Here is a 20,079-nt window from a genome sequence, read left to right as displayed (position 1 = left end):
CCAAAAACACGAATCGATGAAAATGACAATCTTATATTTTTATATGGAGATATCTGATTTACCAAATATTTTATATTATTTATGATATAACAAAAACCCAAATATTTTGCCCGTTCATTTTGCTATTAAAATACTAAAAAACAAAGATTGATGCTTTTGAATCAGCGTTCATAAAAATAGAGTGAAAAGAAGACAAACAAGGGAACAAGTAATTTAATCAAAAGAATATCAGAGTTGGACACTCACAAGGTACCCAGCATCATCCATTTCCATCACTTTTATTTGCCCTTTCTTACTTACATTTTACAAGAAAAGACGTTTAAAAAGTTTTTTGAGTTGTAGGCGAAATATAGACATCAATTTCTTTAAGATAAGCATTTACCCACAAAGTCAATTTCTCTTGCGCCTCTTTTGATGATAATATATCCCACATTTCGACAACTCCTGATAAATTAAAGTATTGAGCGGCATCTCGAACAAGATTACGCCGCTGTTTTCCAGTTAAGATTTGAATTATGCCAGCTTTTTGTTGTTTACCAACGTAATCTAGTATTTCAAATAGAGCCCGCATTGCAACTTTGTTACGAGATAAATATTTGTTTTCTATTGTTTGTCCTGCTAAGTCCTGATCTTCTAACAATAGTTTTGTATATTTATAAGGGTCAGCCATTGCTTCGTCATAAGTTAACTCTACATACCACCATAGTCGTGATAAACCATTTCGATACATTCCTTTTTGTCCAAAGAAATATCTTGTTTTTATGAATTTTTCTGGATCTCCTTGAGCTTCTTCGATAGGCCAACGTTCTCGCATAAACTGCCAATATTCAATATGTGTTAACAAAGCCCAATAGTTTTGATCTGAAGCTAAAGTATATGGTAAATCTTTATAGCATGTGTATATTCGAATAGCATTATCTAAGTCATCTGCACTACGTTTTTTAAAATCAGTAACTTTTAATTGAGCAGAATTAGAAGGTGTGACACTTAATTCCTGTCCTAACCAAGATTCATCCGATTTATACAATTCCAAATTTGTTTGTATATTTCCTTTTAATTCTAATAGTTTGTTGTGTTCTAAGTATAATTTTGGCATTCCTATCATCCATTCAAATCAAGATATTTTATTCGCTAACAATTAAATCACTTAACGAATTAAGAGCCTCATCTACAACATCTTTCAAAATTTTATGAGCAATTACAGATGCGCCAGTTTCATTAATTTTTTTTGGCTCTATTTGAAGTTGATCTAGTTGATATAAGATCGAGTTATACCATTCACAGTCCTGCACTGGATCTTCAACATTCCCTTGCTCAACTTCGCATATATAAGTTAATGCATCTATTACCGCCGGTAAATAATACATCGTTATTAATAATGGATTAACTTGTTCATATCGCTGAATATCTGATATTTGGTCATAGACATTTGGTGGCAAATAGATATCAATGATTCCGTTACTAAATGATAATTCATATGGTTCTGGATTCTCGTCTTCTGAAGCACGTAAGTTAAAAATTGATTTTGCAGATACAATAGGATCTTTTTCAATTGGTAAAGATACACCAGGGTCTAATGCTAAGTACGTACCTTTTTTGATAGTTAGTGCTACCCCGTTATAATCTTCATGTAACAGCTCATTCTTATAGTTATTGATAGTTGTATTAGAAACTACCATAAAACTAACATCTACTTGTTTAGTTAGCTTCTTTTGAGGAATGTAGAAAATCACTTCTCTATTTGTTGTTGTGAATACGTCACGGTACATACTAGCTGCACATTCTATATGTGTAACAAATATCGCTTCATGATTATTAATTAGCTCCTGTAAGCGAGTATTATTGAGTTCAAACTTCACTTTAAATTTAACAATTCCTTCATTTTGCGGAGTTACTTCAAGAAGCGTGGCTTTAAAAGAGCTATTTGTATAATCGTCATTAAATTCTGCCAATACAGGATGAGGATAAGCTGTCTTCTTTATTCTCATACTGTATGAACCTCCAATGAATAAGGTGCTAATTCATTCAATGTTACTTGTAATTCACAACGTTCATCTTTTGCAAGCTCTAGTGGACCAATCACATTATCTGTCAATGAAACAGTCGTTAGTTGATTACCTTTTCTCAGCTTTACATCTTTCAATGAAATATCTACATATCTCCCGTTTTCACCCATTGCTTGAATTTGTAACTTTACTTTTCCAGCGACTTTTGGTGTAATTACTACTTTATAAAATTCATTAATCTCATCATAAATTGAGCGTACCTTGGAAATATCAACTTTTTTCTCTCTAGACGACTTTGGAGTTGGGTTTGTTGATTTTGAGGTTGAATTTGGATTATTCTTACGTTTCCTTTTCTTAGTTTTTATTAGTTCACGTTGAGAAAATGAACGAGGTACTATTTTAATAGACTTAATTTTCTCATTTAAAGATTCTTCGCTAATCTCAGCCAAGGGTCTTGATTTGTCACTTTTTTTAGGTAAGATTTGTTCTAAGCCTATTAAATCAATTGATTCCTTTTTAATTTTAGGAGCTAGTCCATGTATATTTTTAGAGATCCATTTGTAAATTGTTTCAATAATATTTTTGATTTCCTTAAGTTTTTTTACTTCTCCATCCTCTGAGTTTTCATTAATATTCACATGCCAACCTTTATGTGTAGCTGTTTCAGTCTCAGATAATATTTCATTTAAGACAGGCCCTTTGATAGTGAAGAAACCTGCAAAGCACACAGGTGGTTTTCTAAAGTTATTTTTATTGAAAATCTTCATACCCGAAGATCGATTCATTGATATAGTGTTACTAAACTCGTCGCCTTTAGTTAAATATAGAAGCACTGGCTGCTGGTCAACTACACCTTTAATATTTATATCAACTTTAAACAACTGTCCCTCAGTTAATGCGGTATAAAACTCTTTAATAATATGGTGTCCAGAAGGTTCAGCCTGACAAATCTCTTCAATAATGTCAGGTAGAGTTTCTTTAGAAATCTCTTTTCCATCTACTTTAACTATTAGTTTTTCTTCATAAAATGCTAAAAGAAAGTTTTCAGAAATAACTTTAACAAAATGATCTTTCCAATTTGCATCAAATTTGAATCCAAAAATAAACTTGTCTGTACCCACTTTTTTCCGTTTAAAATCATCCGGTAAAAAAGATAAATCAGTAATCGGTTTATAACCACTTTTTATCCCATAGTAAATATTTTCACGATATTTTATTCCATCCTTTTTATAAGTGGCAAGTTTTGCTACTCCTTGAAAACCCGTTTCGTCTTGTTTATTAACTGTTCCATACAAAACCATGCTATATTTAGACGCTAAGAAGGGAGCGTGTTTGCCCAACCCGCGTGATCCATTAGAACCGGCTACTTTATCAGAATATCCGCTACTTTTCACTAAGGAATTCCATTTCCCTTCGTCGTCACTAGTAACATCACTTAACCCAATCGTATTAAAATCCCGAACGGCTAAAATCACTATTTCCTCTTCATTTTTTAATGTATTATACACTTTATCGAAATGCCTATAGGTTTTCGGATCATTTTCCCATGAGTCTCGAATTGCTTCGATGATTCCAGTGAATTTATCTAATTCAAACAAGTTCTCGTCTTTTTTCTCTGTAAACATTTTAAATTCTAATAGAACCGGTCCATCTTTTTCAGGATCTTTAGCATCAAGCGCATCTTGCGTCAATTCTCGCGGAACATGATATAAAGGATTGTCTTTAAAATTTTCCATTCCTGCATGATTCAATCCACTGCGTGAGTTATCAGTATTTTCAGCAGAATTCCATCCAATTTTATTTTGTAGCATTTCATACACCTCTTTAATTATTAACGAAACTTAAATGCCGTAGCTTTTTCTTTTTCTCCATCATTAAATTTAATTTTCAATAAACGTAACTCTTCATCTAACTTAGATAATATTTGCTTTACATGTTCATCGGTATAGTCATAATTGTTTCGATTCGCTAGGTTACCAATTAATCGTATTTTCTTTATTATTTCGGTAACCCTCTTTTCAGCAAGTTCTTCAAACTTATCACGTTTTTTATTTTCCGTCATATTATATCCACTCCTAGCCAATGAAATATAAATATTTGTAAATATCTTATTATTCTAACAATAACTAATTATATAGTCAATTATATCTAATATATTTATATATATAATTTTAATATTTCGTTTAAGGAAAAACACAACAATAAATAATGTAAATACAGTACTGACAACAAAAAGAAGATCAATAATGACCTCCTTTTTTCAAGCTTCAGACTTCGTTGATTCTTTATACGAAATAATAGCCTTTTTATTATTGATTGAAGTTGGAGTTGGCTTTAAAGAAATACAACAGCGGCTTGAATTACAGACTACTACAATGAATATCTATGCTCATATGACGGTCAAATGGAAAAAGGCCTCCAACAGTTTAGCAAACTGCTGAAAGACCTTCTCCTATAGTTAGCTTTTTTTGTCAAAAGCATATTATCATTTTAGACGTTTATATCATAAGGTTTTGACACCTTGATTACATCATGCCACCCATACCGCCCATGCCGCCCATATCCGGCATTCCGCCGCCTGAGCCGCCTTCTTCTGGTTTGTCAGCAACGACTGCTTCAGTTGTTAGAAGCATTGCTGCAACAGAAGCTGCGTTTTGAAGTGCAGAGCGAGTTACTTTTGTTGGGTCAACGATTCCTTTTTCGATCATGTTTACCCATTCGTTTGTTGCTGCGTTGAAGCCTACGCCAATTTCTTCGTTTTTCAAGCGCTCAACGATGACTGATCCTTCAAGACCTGCGTTGTGAGCGATTTGGCGGATTGGCTCTTCAAGAGAACGTAGAACGATGTTTACACCTGTTTGAACGTCACCATCTGCTTCGATTGAAGCGACTTTTTTGTATACATTCACAAGTGCTGTACCACCACCGGATACGATACCTTCTTCAACTGCTGCACGAGTTGAGTTGAGTGCATCCTCGATGCGTAGTTTACGCTCTTTTAGTTCTGTTTCAGTTGCAGCACCAACTTTGATGACAGCGACGCCACCAGCTAGTTTTGCAAGACGTTCTTGAAGTTTTTCTTTATCGAATTCAGAAGTTGTTTCTTCAACTTGCGCACGGATTTGGTTCACGCGTGCTGCGATTTGAGCAGAATCTCCTGAGCCTTCTACGATCGTTGTGTTTTCTTTTGTCACAACAACTTTAGACGCGCGGCCAAGCTGACCGATTTCAGTTGATTTTAGATCAAGTCCTAGGTCTTCTGTGATTAACTCTCCGCCAGTTAGAACAGAGATGTCCTCAAGCATTGCTTTACGACGATCACCGAATCCAGGTGCTTTTACTGCCACTGCGTTGAATGTTCCACGAAGTTTGTTTACAACAAGTGTTGCAAGTGCTTCGCCTTCTACATCTTCAGCAATGATCAACAATGGTTTTCCTTGTTGTACAACTTGCTCAAGTACAGGAAGGATTTCTTGAATGTTTGTGATCTTTTTATCAGTGATTAAGATGTAAGGATTTTCAAGAACCGCTTCCATCTTATCAGAATCCGTCACCATGTATGGTGAAGCATATCCGCGGTCAAACTGCATTCCTTCAACCACTTCAAGCTCAGTTGTGAATCCTTTAGATTCTTCGATTGTGATCACGCCGTCATTACCTACACGCTCCATTGCTTCAGCAATTAGGCTTCCCACTTCTTCATCTGCTGCAGAAATAGACGCAACTTGAGCAATTGATTCTTTGCCTTCGATTGGTTTAGAAATCTCGTGCAAGCCTTCAAGTGCTATTTTCACTGCTTCTTCGATCCCTTTACGAACGCCAACAGGGTTTGCACCAGCTGTTACGTTTTTAAGACCTTCACGGATCATCGCTTGAGCTAGAACTGTTGCAGTCGTTGTACCGTCACCAGCTACGTCGTTTGTTTTGCTTGCAACTTCAGCCACAAGTTTTGCACCCATGTTTTCAAATGCATCTTCTAATTCGATTTCTTTTGCGATCGTTACACCATCATTTGTGATAAGTGGAGAACCGAATTTTTTCTCAAGAACCACGTTACGTCCTTTAGGTCCTAAAGTTACTTTTACAGCATCTGCAAGTGCATCTACACCACGTAACATCGCGCGACGTGCTTCTTCACTGAACTTAATATCTTTTGCCATAATAACGAAACCTCCTCAGTCTTTTTAAAAATGTATTTCAATGTTTTTTATGTGATTAACCAATAACAGCTAAAATGTCGCTCTCACGAAGGATTAAATATTCTTTGCCTTCATATTTCACTTCAGTGCCTGCATATTTTGAGAAGATAATGCGGTCGCCTGTGTTTACTTCTAACGCAACGCGCTCACCACTTTCAAGTACACGACCTGAACCTGCTGCAACAATTTTACCTTCTTGCGGTTTTTCTTTTGCAGAATCCGGTAACACAATACCGCTAGCGGTTTTTTCCTCAGATTCAACGAGTTCAATGATTACGCGATCGCCTAATGGCTTTAACATAAGAAACAACCTCCTCAATTTTTATATGTAGTCTTTTTTTAGCACTCATCACCAGTGAGTGCTAACACATTTATTATAATAAAGAATGTCTTCTGCAATTTCAAGTAAAAACCTTTAAAAATTTTTACGCTTTCATGATCTTTTTTCAACTGAGATTCTTTCCTTTTCATCGAAAAAGAAGACTTGTGTTACAATAAATCTAGTTCTTTTAGTAAAGGGGTTTTCGTTACTTGAAAAAACAATATTGGTACATCATCTTAACGTATATATTGGTGCAGGTTTCTGCGATTCCGTATGTGTTCATTATGAAATGGTTAGGTTACATTCAGACACCGATGACACAAGCAGAGCTCTCTAAATTGTCAGGAACATGGACAATCATTAGCTTCTGTGTCGGATTAATCATTATTCTGCTCATTCTTCGGACTGTGCCAAAAGCTTCACTTCGAAATGAAGCACCGGCTCCAGTCGGCGCGGCAATCGCTTGGATCATTGGCGGTTTCTTTCTTTCCCTCTTTGCACAATCAATTGCGGGGGCGATTGAACAATATGCATTTGGCATTGGCCGAGAATCCGAAAATACTCAAAACATTTTATCCATTATGGATGCAGTTCCATGGCTTGTGATCGTCATCGCCCTGATTGGACCGATATTAGAGGAAATCATTTTTAGAAAAATCATCTTTGGTGTGGTTTATGAAAAAACGAATTTTTTCATTGGAGCACTTGTCAGTTCAGTGGTTTTCGCTGCTGTACACAATGATTTTCCCCATATCTTGCTTTATACCGCAATGGGCTTTACCTTTGCCTTTTTATATGCGAAAACAAAACGAATCATTGTTCCAATCGGTGCTCATATGCTGATGAACTCACTCGTCATTCTTGTGCAGATTGAGCCAGTAAGAAAAATGATTGAAGAACAATCTCAAACAATGCAAATGATTATTGGAGGCTTTTTCTCATGAGAAACCCTGTTGTATGGGGCATTATTTATTTTGCCGTAGGTGTGGCTTTCACCTATATGGCCATTCAAAATCCAGGTGACATGTGGTCATTTTACAGCATTTTGCTGATGGTGTTTGCGGCCTATAATATTAATATCGCGTTTAAAATGTTTGCCTTCTCTGTCAAACTCAAAAAACAGCAGCAAAAATAAATCAAAAACCATTTTCCGCACTTGGAAAATGGTTTTTTTATGGAGGACAAGTTTTCATGGAACAAGAAAAACTGAACATCTTAAATGAGCAGCATGAAACGATTGGAGTCGCTGACCGATCAGATATCCACGCCCAAGGCCTTTGGCATGAAACCTTTCATTTCTGGCTTCTCAAAAAAGAACATGACACCATGTATCTCTATTTTCAGCTAAGAAGTCCCGCAAAAAAGGATTTCCCTTCTCTTTTTGATATCACCGCAGCAGGTCATCTTCTTGCAAATGAACAGCCTTCTGACGGTATGAGAGAGGTAGAAGAAGAGCTTGGTCTTACTGTCCCTTTTGAAGATCTAGCCTTTGCAGGTGTTATACAGGATGAAATCCATCTACCCAATTTTACTGATCGTGAATTTTGTCATGTCTATCTTTACGTCCATCAAGAAGAGCAGATGAACATTCAATTACAAAAAGAAGAAGTCGCTGGACTTTACAGAGCAAAACTAATGGATGCACAGCAGCTTTTCACAAGAAAATGTGACAACATGCAGCTGGAGGGCTTTGAAGTTGATGAAGCCGGAGAACGACGTAAGGAAAGCAAAGTAGTCTGTGTACAAGATTTTGTCCCGCATGAACCCGCCTATTATCAGCATCTATTTCAAGCAATCAATCAATTCCTGTCAAAATAGAAAAAACATCGTGACCCTTATTTGGATCACGATGTTTTTTATGAGACATCATCATTTTCTTTCTCCTCTGTCTCTGTTTGCTGCATTTTGCGATAGGTCACTCTCGATATGACAATACTCACTTCGTACAATACGAGCATCGGCAAGGTAACCATGAGGTGAGAAACGATCTCTGGCGGTGTAATCAGTGCGGCAATGACAAGGAGGACAAAATAGGCATACTTCCGTATTTTTGATAAAAACATCGGTGTGATGATGCCAAGTCTTGTGAGAAACATCAACACAACGGGCATCTGAAACAAAAAGCCAAATGGAAGTGTTAACTGCATCAGAAATGTAAAATACTCATGAATCCCAATGACTTGCTCTACATTTAAATCATTCGACATCCGTATCATAAAATCGACGACAAACGGAAACAAAATAAAATAAGAGAATGCCACACCGCTCAAAAATAAAAGCAGTGCAATCGGAATATAAGCAAGTGTCACCTTTCTTTCTTTATCATATAAGCCAGGACTCACAAACGCCCATAGCTGATACAAAATCACGGGACACGTCAAAACCAAAGCAATGACAAATGCGAACTGCATAAACACGTACAGAGGATCTGTGAGCTTAAACGCGTTCAGCGTCAGTGTTGCCGCTTCATCCGTATTTTGTAAATACACAATGACCGGCTTAGCGAGAAAAAAACCTGCCACCATAAAGGCAACAAAAAACATCGCAATGATCACTAAACGTTTTCGCAGTTCCACAATATGCTCCATAAGCGGCATATCTTTGACATTCATGAAGCTCATCCTATTCTACTGATCTTCTTTTTTCTTATTTTCTTCCTGATCATCAGCTAAACCTTTTGTGGCATTTTTGAATTCACGTAATGTATCTCCTGCTGCTCTTCCTAATTGAGGAAGCTTTTTCGGCCCAAAAATAATGAGCGCAACAATCGCAATCAGAACCAAACTTCCAGGACCAATCGGACCCATTTGCTCCACCCCCTTTACCCCTTTTCGTCAATCCTCCTGCGTAATAGAGTAATGCTTTAAGAAATACACAAGAGACTGAAGTTCAACCGCCAAATCTATATGATGAATTCGAATGTGTTCCGGCACATTCAATCGGGCCGGCGTAAAATTAAGGATCCCTTTGATGCCAAGGGCAATCAAACGATCTGTAATGGGTTGAGCTGCTACGGCAGGTACTGTCAAAATAGCAACAGGTATATCCCCTACCTCTTGAACATGCTCTTCAAGCTTATCCAAATCATAGACAGGCACGCCGCCTATCTCACTTCCTATTTTACTCTCATTGACGTCAAAAGCCATCGAAATTTTTGTATTATTGTTTTTGATGAAATTATAGTGTAAAAATGCAGTCCCTAAATTCCCGACACCGATGAGCATGACATTGGTCATTTCATCTTGGTCAAGTGTCTTTCTGAAGAAGGTCAAAAGGTAATCGACATTATAGCCATACCCCTTCTTCCCAAGTGCACCAAAGTATGAAAAATCTCGGCGAATGGTAGCAGAATCCACTTTGACTGCATCACTAAGCTCTGCTGATGACACCCTTTGTTTTCCTGATGCATGCAGATTTTTTAAAAAACGGTAATATAGCGGCAAACGTTTGGCTGTCGCTTGTGGAATTTTTGACTGATCTATATTCATATAAGGTCCTCCAACTTAAATATCAGATGCTCTGTGAAAATCACCGTTTTTCCCGCCTGTCTTTTCAATTAAATAGGTAGGACCGATGATCATGCCTTTATCAATCGCTTTGCACATGTCGTAAACGGTCAGTGCACATACTGAAGCAGAAGTGAGCGCTTCCATCTCAACACCCGTACTTCCTTTTGTTTTCACCTGTACTTGTATGTTCAGAATGTGCGCATTTCCGTCTTCCTCCCAATCAAAGGAGATATCCACGCCTTTTAGTGCAAGCGGATGACACATTGGAATGATGGTAGATGTTTGCTTTGCTGCCATGATGCCAGCAACCTGTGCAACAGACAGCACATCCCCTTTTCCAATTTCACGTTGCTCTATTTTATGAAACACTTCTTTTATCATACGAACACTTGAAGCAGCAACAGCGGTTCTCACGGTAGACGATTTGTCACTAATGTCGACCATCTTTGCTCTTCCCTGTTCGTTAAAGTGGCTAAATTGACTCATCTTTTCAACGCTCCCTCACTCAAATGATACACTATTTTTTCCTATCTGTCTTTCATTTGAATATGGCGATTGTATGTAACATTTGCCGGTTTACTGCTGATAAGCTACACTTAACATATTATAGCAGAGGTGAAGTTACATGATGATTCTACAAGTGAATCAGCTATCCAAATCGTTTGGTGCTGATACCGTTTTAACGAATATAAAATTGGAAGTCAAAGCAAGGGATCGGATTGCCATTGTAGGTCGTAACGGCGCAGGCAAATCCACCCTTTTGAAAATCATTGCCGGTCAATTGTCTTACGAGCAAGGTGAGATCATCAAACCGAAAGACCTATCGATCGGCTATTTAGCACAGCATACCGATGTGACGTCTACACGTACGTTAAAAGACGAATTATTATCGGTTTTTGATCATTTGAAAAAGATGGAACAAGAGATGAGAACCATCGAGGAGAAAATGGCTTCCTCCACAGGTTCTGAGCTGGATTCCCTCATGAAAACCTATGACAGGCTACAGCAGGAATTTAAAGATCAAGGCGGCTATCAATACGAAGCAGACGTCCGCTCCATTCTTCATGGGCTCGGCTTTAGTCACTTTGAAGATGGGACAACCGTTCAATCCTTAAGCGGCGGCCAGAAAACCCGTCTAGCGCTTGGAAAGCTCTTATTAATGAAACCAGAACTCTTAATTCTTGACGAGCCGACCAACCACTTAGATATTGATACCTTATCATGGCTGGAGCAGTATTTGCAAAATTATACAGGCGCCATTTTGATCGTGTCCCATGACCGCTACTTCTTAGACAAAGTGGTGAACCATGTATATGAAGTTTCAAGAACTGCCATGAAAAAGTTTGCAGGCAACTATAGTAAGTATCTTGATCTGAAAGCTGAGCAGCTAGAGCGTGATATGAAGCTTTCCGAAAAGCAGCAAGAAGAAATCTCAAAGCTTCAAGATTTCGTAGATCGCAATCTAGCAAGAGCCTCAACCACAAAGCGCGCTCAGAGCAGACGCAAGCAGTTGGAACGGATGGATCGTTTAGATAAGCCATTAGGTGATGAAAAATCTGCAAACTTTCATTTTGATATTACGAGACAAAGCGGCAATGATGTGCTGAAGGTACATGATCTCGACATTCGTTATGATGAAAAAACACCACTTCTATCCTCTCTTTCATTTCAGATCAAACGCGAGGATAGCGTGGCACTCATTGGTCCTAATGGGATCGGGAAATCAACCCTTTTAAAAACGTTAACGAACACATTAAAGCCTGTAAAAGGCGACATCACCTTTGGATCTCATGTCACAATCGGCTACTATGACCAAGAACAAGCCAAACTGACATCCTCCAAAAAAGTGCTCAATGAGCTTTGGGATGACTATCCTCATATGAATGAAAAAGAAATTCGGACATGTTTAGGGAACTTCCTCTTTTCCGGTGACGACGTCTTAAAGCCCGTTCATGCATTAAGCGGTGGAGAAAAAGCGCGCCTTGCCCTGGCAAAGCTGATGCTCCAAAAAGCCAATTTCCTGATACTTGATGAGCCTACAAACCATTTGGACTTAGATAGTAAGGAAATTTTAGAAAATGCACTGATTGATTATCCAGGAACCATCTTATTTGTCTCGCATGACCGTTATTTTATCAACCGTCTGGCAACGAAAGTATTCGAGCTGTCGCCTACAGAAACAAAAGAGTATCTCGGTGATTATGACTACTACCTTGAAAAGAAAAATGAACAATTAGAGCTTGAAGCGATTCAAGAAAATGAGGCGCTGAAAAAACAAGCAGCAAAGCCAGTTGAAACGGCAAAGCTTTCATATGCGGAAGAAAAAGAACTGAAAAAGAAAGAAAGACAAAAGCAGCGCAGAATCGAGGAAATTGAAGAACGGATTGCTGTCATTGAAGCGAAGCTTGGTGAAAATGAAGAGCTTCTATGTGATCCTGCTATTTTTCAAGATCACGAGAAGGTCCAAAACATTCAAACAGAAAATGATACGCTTCATCAAGAGCTGGAATCCCTTTTCGCAGAGTGGGAAGAGCTATCCGAATCGTAAAGAGTGCCCTAATGGGTGCTCTTTTTTCTTTTAGTGAAGATTTCTTATCCACATTAATATCCACAATAACTTCTTTATTATTCTTTTAAAAATCGGACTTATCCACTTTATCCACAGAGATTTAATCACATATCCACATAAAAGAACGTATTTGTGCACATCCACTTCATTTTAAAACGAAATTTTCTAACAATTGTGGATATATCATGTTTACTTGTGAATAAATCGCTTTCATTAAAAATGAAAAAAACCTGTGTATCCACAGGAGTTTTCATTCATATGAGACAAGTGGTAAGCCCGGCTGGCCATTCATCGCCATATCGCCTCTTATACCTTTTTCAAACGCAATGGTTCCAGCAGCAGCGATCATGGCTGCATTGTCTGTACAAAGAGATAATGGTGGAATAATGACCTTCACGTCAGGAAGCTTTGTGAATGCTGTCGTTAAGGCTTCTCTCAGTCCTTTATTGGCAGCGACTCCACCAGCTAGGACAACCTGCTTGACGCCATAGGCCTCTGCCGCTTTTAATGTTTTCCCAACAAGCACCTCAATGACACTTGCTTGAAAACTTGCTGCCAAATTCTCTGGAGCAATTGTTTCTCCTTTTTGAGATGCATTGTGTAGTGTGTTAATAACAGCTGATTTTAATCCACTAAAGCTAAAGTGATAGGAACCTTCTTCAAGCCATGCACGTGGAAGCTTAATCGTTGGCTCTCCTTCATGTGCTAACCGATCAATATGAGGTCCGCCTGGATACGGAAGACCCATCGTCCGGGCCACTTTATCGTAAGCTTCTCCAGCCGCATCATCTAATGTTTCTCCGATAACCTCAAAAGACCCGTGCTCTTTCATTAGTACAAGATCAGTATGTCCACCAGAGACGACAAGAGCCAAACATGGAAACTCCAATTCATCTACAAGTTGGTTTGCATAAATATGCCCCGCAATATGATGTACACCAACAAGAGGAATTTGATGAGCAAAGCTCAGTGCCTTTGCTGCATTGACACCGATTAGAAGGGCACCGACTAAGCCTGGTCCTTCTGTGACAGCAATGGCATCTAAATCCTGAAAGCTCATACCCGCCTGTGCCAGTACTTCTTCTAACACGATGGTGACTTGCTCCACGTGATGCCTTGAAGCGATTTCTGGGACAACTCCGCCAAATCGTTTATGGCTTTCTATTTGCGATGCGACAACATTCGCTACAATTTCTTTCCCATTTTTCACAATAGATGCAGCTGTTTCATCACAGCTTGTCTCTATACCTAATATGAATCGATCAGTTTGTTCACTCATTTATATTCACCCACATGACCAATGCATCTTCCCCATTATCCGTATAATAATTCTTTCGAATAGAAGCTGGTCTGAAACCAAGCTTTTCATAAAGGGATTGTGCGGGTGTATTTGAAACCCGCACCTCTAAAGAAAGATGATCTGTCTTTTTTTCTTTACAAAATTCCATGACATATCGCAGCAACGCTTCCCCGTAACCCTTTCCTCTATGCTCAGGGAGAATCGCAATGTTCGTAATTTGTGCATCGTCCATGACGATCCAGACCCCGCAATACCCAACAGGCTGCTCATCTTCTTCAATGAGAAAATAATGGCTGTACTGGTTATGAAGAATCTCATAGACAAATGATTCTTTTTTCCAAGGGGCAGTAAACGAATGCACTTCAATCGTATACACCTCTGGAATGTCCGCTACTGTCATTTTTCGAATCTCTGTTATGTTGAGATTATTTTTGTCCTTCAAGCCATTTCACTTCCGCTTCTGCCAAACGAATATAGTTAGGAACAAGCTGATGGACATCTTCAGCAGGACGATCTGCCCCTAAAAATGCAAGCACTGAAGGTCTTGGGTTATGAAAAGCTCCCTCCGCTATCACAGCCGTTTCTCCTAAAATGGAGCGAATGCTCTCTTCATGAAGATGCACATCCTGTCCAAGAAATAGGACAGGCTTTCCTGTTTGCTTCAGCTCATGAAGCCAATCCGTGAGCAAGATATTTTGGTCTGGTTTGATCTCTTTGATCTTTCCTTCTTCAAACGTATATAGCCCAGTATAAACTTGTCCTCTTCTCGCATCAAATAGTGGCGAGATCCATCCGTAAAAGTATTGACCATTTGCCGCAAGTGTTTCTAAACTCGAAACAGCCGATATCGGGATAGATAGCGTCCATGCGAGTGTTTTTGCAATGGTCACACCGATTCGGACGCCAGTGTAGGAACCAGGTCCTTTTGCTACAACAATTTTACTTAGTTCACTTGGGGCTACACCACATTCTTTCATCAATGCCTCAACAGTCGGCATCGCTCGGACGGAATGGTTCTTTTTTAAATACGTAATGCTCTCACCAATCACTGTGGAATCTTTGACAAGGGCAATTCCTAGTGTATGGTTCGACGTATCAATTGCCAGTATGGTCAAATTCTTTCATCTCCTTACAAAGGGTCTCATAGCGTTCCCCTTTTGCACTAAACGTGATATGACGTTCTTCTTCACGTTCTGTTCTCAGCATTTCTATTTTCAAATAGGAGGAAGGCAATTGAGGTCCAATGAGATGTGCCCACTCAACCAAACATACACCTTCACCCTCAAAATATTCTTCGAGCCCGATATCTTCTTCCGCATCTTCCATGCGGTACACGTCCATATGATAAAGTGGCAGTCTGCCATCGGTATATTCTTTAATAATCGTAAAGGTAGGGCTGTTGACGATACGGGTAATCCCTAAGCCTTCTGCAAAACCTTTTGAAAAAGTCGTTTTGCCTGCGCCTAAATCCCCTTCTAATGTCAAAACATCGCCTGGCATCACAAGTTTGGCCAAAGCAGCGGCAATTCGTTTCGTCTCATCCGCACCTTTTGTCGTCCATGTTAATTTCACAGTTGATGTCACCTCATTTCTTAAAATGATTATATCCTTTTTTCATTAACATTGTTTGCTGCTCATTGTCTTTTAATAGAACGCTTGCTGCTTGATCACCTTTGACTTGTCCAATGCGTTTGACTTGAATGTCTTTTTTTCTACATTGCATTTCAAAGCTTTCCCAATCAGCCTCTGGAATCGCACCAGTTAATACAAAGTCTTCCCCGCCAAATAACACCCATTCCAGCCAGTCTTTACGCAGCACTGGTAAATCTGGATGTACAGGGAGCATGTTTGCTTCTATCTCTATCGTCACATGACTCGCTTCGGCTATCTCATTCAGCTCACTCGCTAATCCATCACTCATATCATTCAAAGTGACCCGAGGGAAGCTTGAGCAAATGATACCAGCAGCAATATGAGGCTGAGGCTTTTTATGACGCTCAAGAAAAAAGGCTGTGTCGACTGCCTTGGGAGGGACTATTTCGTTCATTAAAAGTGATAAGCCAGCAGCTGATGAACCAAGCTGACCTGTGACAAAGACGACGTCTCCTGTCTGAGCACTGTGACGATAACAAGCTTTCCCCTTTGGTACCTCGCCAATGACCGTCACTGTAATGACATAGTCACTGCGAGTGGCAACCGTATCTCCACCAATCAAATCCATTTGATAAGTATCAGCCAATGCTTTCATTCCCTCGTAAAGGGCTGAAACGACCGTCTCATCACCATGAGGCGGGATTGCAATTGATACAAGATAATACTTTGGGGTTCCTCCCATTGCGGCGATATCACTGACATTGACCGCTAGTGCTTTAAAGCCAATCTCAAAAGGTGCGGAAAAATCAAAGCGAAAATGAACATGCTCCACCATTGTATCAACACAAACGACCTCTTCACAATGTGAATGAGGTTGATAAACACTTGCATCATCACCGATGCCCATAACCAAAGAACGCTGATGTGTTTCTTTTGGTGTAATTCGGCGAATAAGATCAAATTCATCCATAAAAAGACAGCCCCTTCATGCAATCAATTGATTGAATAGACACGATGTCAGACATAATTAGTATTAGTGTAAGCCAATATGAGTTTCAGTTTCAATTAAAAATGATATAAATAAAGCCTGGTATGAAAAAAACCAGGCTGGGTTAAAGTGATCTATCTTTTCTTTTTACATAACATGTAGCCAAACACAAAGCCATTCAATGTATCTTGGATACGTATGAAAAGAAAAAGACATAAAAAAAAACGTAACTATACGTTTTCGTTTACAAGTCATAAAAATGGCGGTCCGGACGGGACTCGAACCCGCGACCTCCTGCGTGACAGGCAGGCATTCTAACCAACTGAACTACCGGACCATTTTGGTTGCACTCACTGAGCACTACCTATTGGTATATAAAATAATTTGGTTGCGGGGGCAGGATTTGAACCTGCGACCTTCGGGTTATGAGCCCGACGAGCTACCGAACTGCTCCACCCCGCGACGATATAAATATAACAAGCTTGGCGGCGTCCTACTCTCACAGGGGGAGACCCCCAACTACCATCGGCGCTGAAGAGCTTAACTTCCGTGTTCGGTATGGGAACGGGTGTGACCTCTTCGCTATCGCCACCAAACCTGATGGAGAGAATGTTCTCTCAAAACTAGATAACAATGTTCAAGCTTCACATTAGAATATAGGTTAAGTCCTCGATCTATTAGTATCTGTCAGCTCCACGTGTCACCACGCTTCCACCTCAGACCTATCAACCTGATCATCTTTCAGGGATCTTACTTCCTTGCGGAATGGGAAATCTCATCTTGAGGGGGGCTTCATGCTTAGATGCTTTCAGCACTTATCCCGTCCGCACATAGCTACCCAGCGATGCCCTTGGCAGAACAACTGGTACACCAGCGGTGCGTCCATCCCGGTCCTCTCGTACTAAGGACAGCTCCTCTCAAATTTCCTGCGCCCGCGACGGATAGGGACCGAACTGTCTCACGACGTTCTGAACCCAGCTCGCGTACCGCTTTAATGGGCGAACAGCCCAACCCTTGGGACCGACTACAGCCCCAGGATGCGATGAGCCGACATCGAGGTGCCAAACCTCCCCGTCGATGTGGACTCTTGGGGGAGATAAGCCTGTTATCCCCGGGGTAGCTTTTATCCGTTGAGCGATGGCCCTTCCATGCGGAACCACCGGATCACTAAGCCCGACTTTCGTCCCTGCTCGACTTGTAGGTCTCGCAGTCAAGCTCCCTTGTGCCTTTACACTCTGCGAATGATTTCCAACCATTCTGAGGGAACCTTTGGGCGCCTCCGTTACATTTTAGGAGGCGACCGCCCCAGTCAAACTGCCCACCTGACACTGTCTCCCTGCCCGATAAGGGCAGCGGGTTAGAAGGTCAATACAGCCAGGGTAGTATCCCACCGATGCCTCCACCGAAGCTAGCGCTCCGGTTTCCAAGGCTCCTACCTATCCTGTACAAGCTGTACCAACATTCAATATCAGGCTGCAGTAAAGCTCCACGGGGTCTTTCCGTCCTGTCGCGGGTAACCTGCATCTTCACAGGTACTATAATTTCACCGAGTCTCTCGTTGAGACAGTGCCCAGATCGTTGCGCCTTTCGTGCGGGTCGGAACTTACCCGACAAGGAATTTCGCTACCTTAGGACCGTTATAGTTACGGCCGCCGTTTACTGGGGCTTCAATTCGCACCTTCGCTTACGCTAAGCGCTCCTCTTAACCTTCCAGCACCGGGCAGGCGTCAGCCCCTATACTTCGCCTTACGGCTTCGCAGAGACCTGTGTTTTTGCTAAACAGTCGCCTGGGCCTATTCACTGCGGCTTCTCGGGGCTTTAACACCCTAAGAAGCACCCCTTCTCCCGAAGTTACGGGGTCATTTTGCCGAGTTCCTTAACGAGAGTTCTCTCGATCACCTTAGGATTCTCTCCTCGCCTACCTGTGTCGGTTTGCGGTACGGGCACCTCTCACCTCGCTAGAGGCTTTTCTTGGCAGTGTGGAATCAGGAACTTCGCTACTAAATTTCGCTCGCCATCACAGCTCAGCCTTCACGGGAAACGGATTTGCCTATTTCCCAGCCTAACTGCTTGGACGCGGATATCCAATACCGCGCTTACCCTATCCTCCTGCGTCCCCCCATTGCTCAAATGGTGAGGAGGTGGTACAGGAATATCAACCTGTTGTCCATCGCCTACGCCTTTCGGCCTCGGCTTAGGTCCCGACTAACCCTGAGCGGACGAGCCTTCCTCAGGAAACCTTAGGCATTCGGTGGACGGGATTCTCACCCGTCTTTCGCTACTCATACCGGCATTCTCACTTCTAAGCGCTCCACCAGTCCTTCCGGTCTGACTTCACAGCACTTAGAACGCTCTCCTACCACTGTTCGTAAGAACAGTCCGCAGCTTCGGTGATACGTTTAGCCCCGGTACATTTTCGGCGCAGAGTCACTCGACCAGTGAGCTATTACGCACTCTTTAAATGGTGGCTGCTTCTAAGCCAACATCCTGGTTGTCTAAGCAACTCCACATCCTTTTCCACTTAACGTATACTTTGGGACCTTAGCTGGCGGTCTGGGCTGTTTCCCTTTCGACTACGGATCTTATCACTCGCAGTCTGACTCCCAAGGATAAGTCATCGGCATTCGGAGTTTGACTGAATTCGGTAACCCGGTAGGGGCCCCTAGTCCAATCAGTGCTCTACCTCCGAGACTCTTACCTTGAGGCTAGCCCTAAAGCTATTTCGGAGAGAACCAGCTATCTCCAGGTTCGATTGGCATTTCACCCCTACCCACACCTCATCCCCGCACTTTTCAACGTGCGTGGGTTCGGGCCTCCATTCAGTGTTACCTGAACTTCACCCTGGACATGGGTAGATCACCTGGTTTCGGGTCTACGACCACGTACTCATGCGCCCTATTCAGACTCGCTTTCGCTGCGGCTCCGCATCTTCTGCTTAACCTTGCACGGGATCGTAACTCGCCGGTTCATTCTACAAAAGGCACGCCATCACCCTTTAACGGGCTCTGACTACTTGTAGGCACACGGTTTCAGGATCTATTTCACTCCCCTTCCGGGGTGCTTTTCACCTTTCCCTCACGGTACTGGTTCACTATCGGTCACTAGGGAGTATTTAGCCTTGGGAGATGGTCCTCCCGGATTCCGACGGAATTTCACGTGTTCCGCCGTACTCAGGATCCACTCTGGAGAGAACAACATTTCAGTTACAGGGCTGTTACCTTCTTTGGCGGGCCTTTCCAGACCTCTTCGCTTATATCGTTCCTTTGTAACTCCGTATAGAGTGTCCTACAACCCCAAGAGGCAAGCCTCTTGGTTTGGGCTGTTCCCGTTTCGCTCGCCGCTACTCAGGGAATCGCATTTGCTTTCTCTTCCTCCGGGTACTTAGATGTTTCAGTTCCCCGGGTATGCCTTCTCATACTCTATGTATTCAAGTATGGATACTACTCCATTACGAGCAGTGGGTTTCCCCATTCGGAAATCTCCGGATCAAAGCTTGCTTACAGCTCCCCGAAGCATATCGGTGTTCGTCCCGTCCTTCATCGGCTCCTAGTGCCAAGGCATCCACCGTGCGCCCTTTCTAACTTAACCATTTC

Annotated in this window: 19 protein-coding genes, 2 tRNA genes and 2 rRNA genes; 4 read left to right on the top strand and 19 right to left on the bottom strand. The window is 41.2% G+C overall.

What is annotated here, in order from left to right; genetic code table 11:
* Positions 1-319: 319 nt before the first annotated feature.
* The 6 genes from MHI11_RS03055 to groES form a co-directional block, all read right to left on the bottom strand.
* The gene (locus MHI11_RS03055) at positions 320-1,096 is read right to left on the bottom strand and encodes a DUF6339 family protein (RefSeq protein ID WP_340960382.1); all 777 of its coding nucleotides are present in this window, start codon (positions 1,094-1,096) and stop codon (positions 320-322) included.
* A gap of 28 nt (positions 1,097-1,124) precedes the next feature.
* Positions 1,125-1,988 (bottom strand): hypothetical protein, encoded by an 864-nt coding sequence (locus MHI11_RS03050; RefSeq protein WP_340960380.1) that lies wholly within the window; start codon positions 1,986-1,988, stop codon positions 1,125-1,127.
* On the bottom strand, positions 1,985-3,817 hold the full coding sequence (locus MHI11_RS03045; protein WP_340960378.1) for a hypothetical protein: 1,833 nt from the start codon (positions 3,815-3,817) through the stop codon (positions 1,985-1,987). Before MHI11_RS03045 ends, MHI11_RS03050 begins: the two co-directional genes overlap by 4 nt.
* Before the next feature lie 20 nt (positions 3,818-3,837).
* On the bottom strand, positions 3,838-4,068 hold the full coding sequence (locus MHI11_RS03040) for a hypothetical protein (protein ID WP_340960376.1): 231 nt from the start codon (positions 4,066-4,068) through the stop codon (positions 3,838-3,840).
* Positions 4,069-4,531: 463 nt separating this feature from the next.
* Positions 4,532-6,166: a chaperonin GroEL gene (gene groL / locus MHI11_RS03035; protein ID WP_340960374.1), complete on the bottom strand. Its 1,635-nt coding sequence runs from the start codon at positions 6,164-6,166 to the stop codon at positions 4,532-4,534.
* A gap of 55 nt (positions 6,167-6,221) precedes the next feature.
* Complete coding sequence (gene groES, locus MHI11_RS03030; RefSeq protein ID WP_003214120.1) at positions 6,222-6,506, bottom strand: co-chaperone GroES; 285 nt, start codon at positions 6,504-6,506, stop codon at positions 6,222-6,224.
* 230 nt (positions 6,507-6,736) lie between these two features.
* On the opposite strand from groES, the gene MHI11_RS03025 reads away from it, so the two are divergent.
* From MHI11_RS03025 to MHI11_RS03015, 3 genes are read left to right on the top strand one after another with little or no spacing between them, the layout of a single operon-like run.
* The gene (locus tag MHI11_RS03025) at positions 6,737-7,471 is read left to right on the top strand and encodes a CPBP family intramembrane glutamic endopeptidase (RefSeq protein WP_126741865.1); all 735 of its coding nucleotides are present in this window, start codon (positions 6,737-6,739) and stop codon (positions 7,469-7,471) included.
* Positions 7,468-7,662, top strand: a complete 195-nt coding sequence (locus MHI11_RS03020; protein WP_034320377.1) for a YdiK family protein — start codon at positions 7,468-7,470, stop codon at positions 7,660-7,662. Before MHI11_RS03025 ends, MHI11_RS03020 begins: the two co-directional genes overlap by 4 nt.
* A gap of 56 nt (positions 7,663-7,718) precedes the next feature.
* The gene (locus MHI11_RS03015; protein ID WP_340960371.1) at positions 7,719-8,345 is read left to right on the top strand and encodes an NUDIX hydrolase; all 627 of its coding nucleotides are present in this window, start codon (positions 7,719-7,721) and stop codon (positions 8,343-8,345) included.
* 38 nt (positions 8,346-8,383) lie between these two features.
* Here the strand turns inward: MHI11_RS03015 and tatC are convergent, their stop codons facing one another.
* The 4 genes from tatC to moaC are packed head-to-tail and all read right to left on the bottom strand — an operon-like array spanning position 8,384 to position 10,522.
* Positions 8,384-9,148, bottom strand: coding sequence for a twin-arginine translocase subunit TatC (tatC, locus tag MHI11_RS03010; protein ID WP_106066622.1), 765 nt, complete (start codon positions 9,146-9,148; stop codon positions 8,384-8,386).
* 6 nt (positions 9,149-9,154) lie between these two features.
* Entirely contained in the window at positions 9,155-9,334 is a 180-nt protein-coding gene (locus MHI11_RS03005) for a twin-arginine translocase TatA/TatE family subunit (RefSeq protein WP_012009077.1), read from the bottom strand.
* A gap of 27 nt (positions 9,335-9,361) precedes the next feature.
* Positions 9,362-10,015 carry a redox-sensing transcriptional repressor Rex gene (locus MHI11_RS03000; RefSeq protein WP_012009076.1) on the bottom strand — a complete coding sequence of 218 codons (654 nt, stop codon included), beginning with the start codon at positions 10,013-10,015 and terminating at the stop codon, positions 9,362-9,364.
* A 15-nt stretch (positions 10,016-10,030) separates the two neighbouring features.
* Entirely contained in the window at positions 10,031-10,522 is a 492-nt protein-coding gene (gene moaC, locus MHI11_RS02995) for a cyclic pyranopterin monophosphate synthase MoaC (protein WP_003214058.1), read from the bottom strand.
* 139 nt (positions 10,523-10,661) lie between these two features.
* On the opposite strand from moaC, the gene MHI11_RS02990 reads away from it, so the two are divergent.
* Positions 10,662-12,584, top strand: a complete 1,923-nt coding sequence (locus MHI11_RS02990; protein ID WP_340960367.1) for an ABC-F family ATP-binding cassette domain-containing protein — start codon at positions 10,662-10,664, stop codon at positions 12,582-12,584.
* A gap of 271 nt (positions 12,585-12,855) precedes the next feature.
* On the opposite strand, the gene tsaD is transcribed toward MHI11_RS02990, so the two are convergent.
* The 9 genes from tsaD to MHI11_RS02945 all read right to left on the bottom strand — a co-directional run bounded on the left by tsaD (position 12,856) and on the right by MHI11_RS02945 (position 20,074).
* The gene (gene tsaD, locus MHI11_RS02985) at positions 12,856-13,884 is read right to left on the bottom strand and encodes a tRNA (adenosine(37)-N6)-threonylcarbamoyltransferase complex transferase subunit TsaD (protein ID WP_340960365.1); all 1,029 of its coding nucleotides are present in this window, start codon (positions 13,882-13,884) and stop codon (positions 12,856-12,858) included.
* Positions 13,877-14,305, bottom strand: a complete 429-nt coding sequence (rimI, locus tag MHI11_RS02980) for a ribosomal protein S18-alanine N-acetyltransferase (protein ID WP_003214231.1) — start codon at positions 14,303-14,305, stop codon at positions 13,877-13,879. The genes tsaD and rimI overlap by 8 nt, the downstream gene beginning before the upstream one ends.
* 25 nt (positions 14,306-14,330) lie before the next feature.
* Positions 14,331-15,020 carry a tRNA (adenosine(37)-N6)-threonylcarbamoyltransferase complex dimerization subunit type 1 TsaB gene (tsaB, locus tag MHI11_RS02975; protein WP_340960364.1) on the bottom strand — a complete coding sequence of 230 codons (690 nt, stop codon included), beginning with the start codon at positions 15,018-15,020 and terminating at the stop codon, positions 14,331-14,333.
* Positions 15,001-15,477, bottom strand: a complete 477-nt coding sequence (gene tsaE, locus MHI11_RS02970; RefSeq protein ID WP_340960363.1) for a tRNA (adenosine(37)-N6)-threonylcarbamoyltransferase complex ATPase subunit type 1 TsaE — start codon at positions 15,475-15,477, stop codon at positions 15,001-15,003. The genes tsaB and tsaE overlap by 20 nt, the downstream gene beginning before the upstream one ends.
* A gap of 13 nt (positions 15,478-15,490) precedes the next feature.
* Positions 15,491-16,468 carry a thiamine-phosphate kinase gene (thiL, locus tag MHI11_RS02965; RefSeq protein ID WP_340960362.1) on the bottom strand — a complete coding sequence of 326 codons (978 nt, stop codon included), beginning with the start codon at positions 16,466-16,468 and terminating at the stop codon, positions 15,491-15,493.
* A gap of 278 nt (positions 16,469-16,746) precedes the next feature.
* Positions 16,747-16,823: transfer RNA gene (locus tag MHI11_RS02960), tRNA-Asp, on the bottom strand.
* 48 nt (positions 16,824-16,871) lie between these two features.
* Positions 16,872-16,948 (bottom strand) — tRNA-Met (locus tag MHI11_RS02955).
* 18 nt (positions 16,949-16,966) lie between these two features.
* Positions 16,967-17,082 (bottom strand): 5S ribosomal RNA (gene rrf, locus MHI11_RS02950).
* Positions 17,083-17,143: 61 nt separating this feature from the next.
* A 23S ribosomal RNA gene (locus tag MHI11_RS02945) occupies positions 17,144-20,074 on the bottom strand.
* Positions 20,075-20,079 lie beyond the last annotated feature (5 nt).

It is taken from the genome of Bacillus sp. FSL K6-3312 (assembly GCF_038007485.1).
Lineage (GTDB): Bacteria > Bacillota > Bacilli > Bacillales > Bacillaceae > Bacillus > Bacillus pumilus.
Note: the sequence above shows the minus strand (reverse complement) of the source record. Positions and strands in the feature narration are given on the sequence as shown.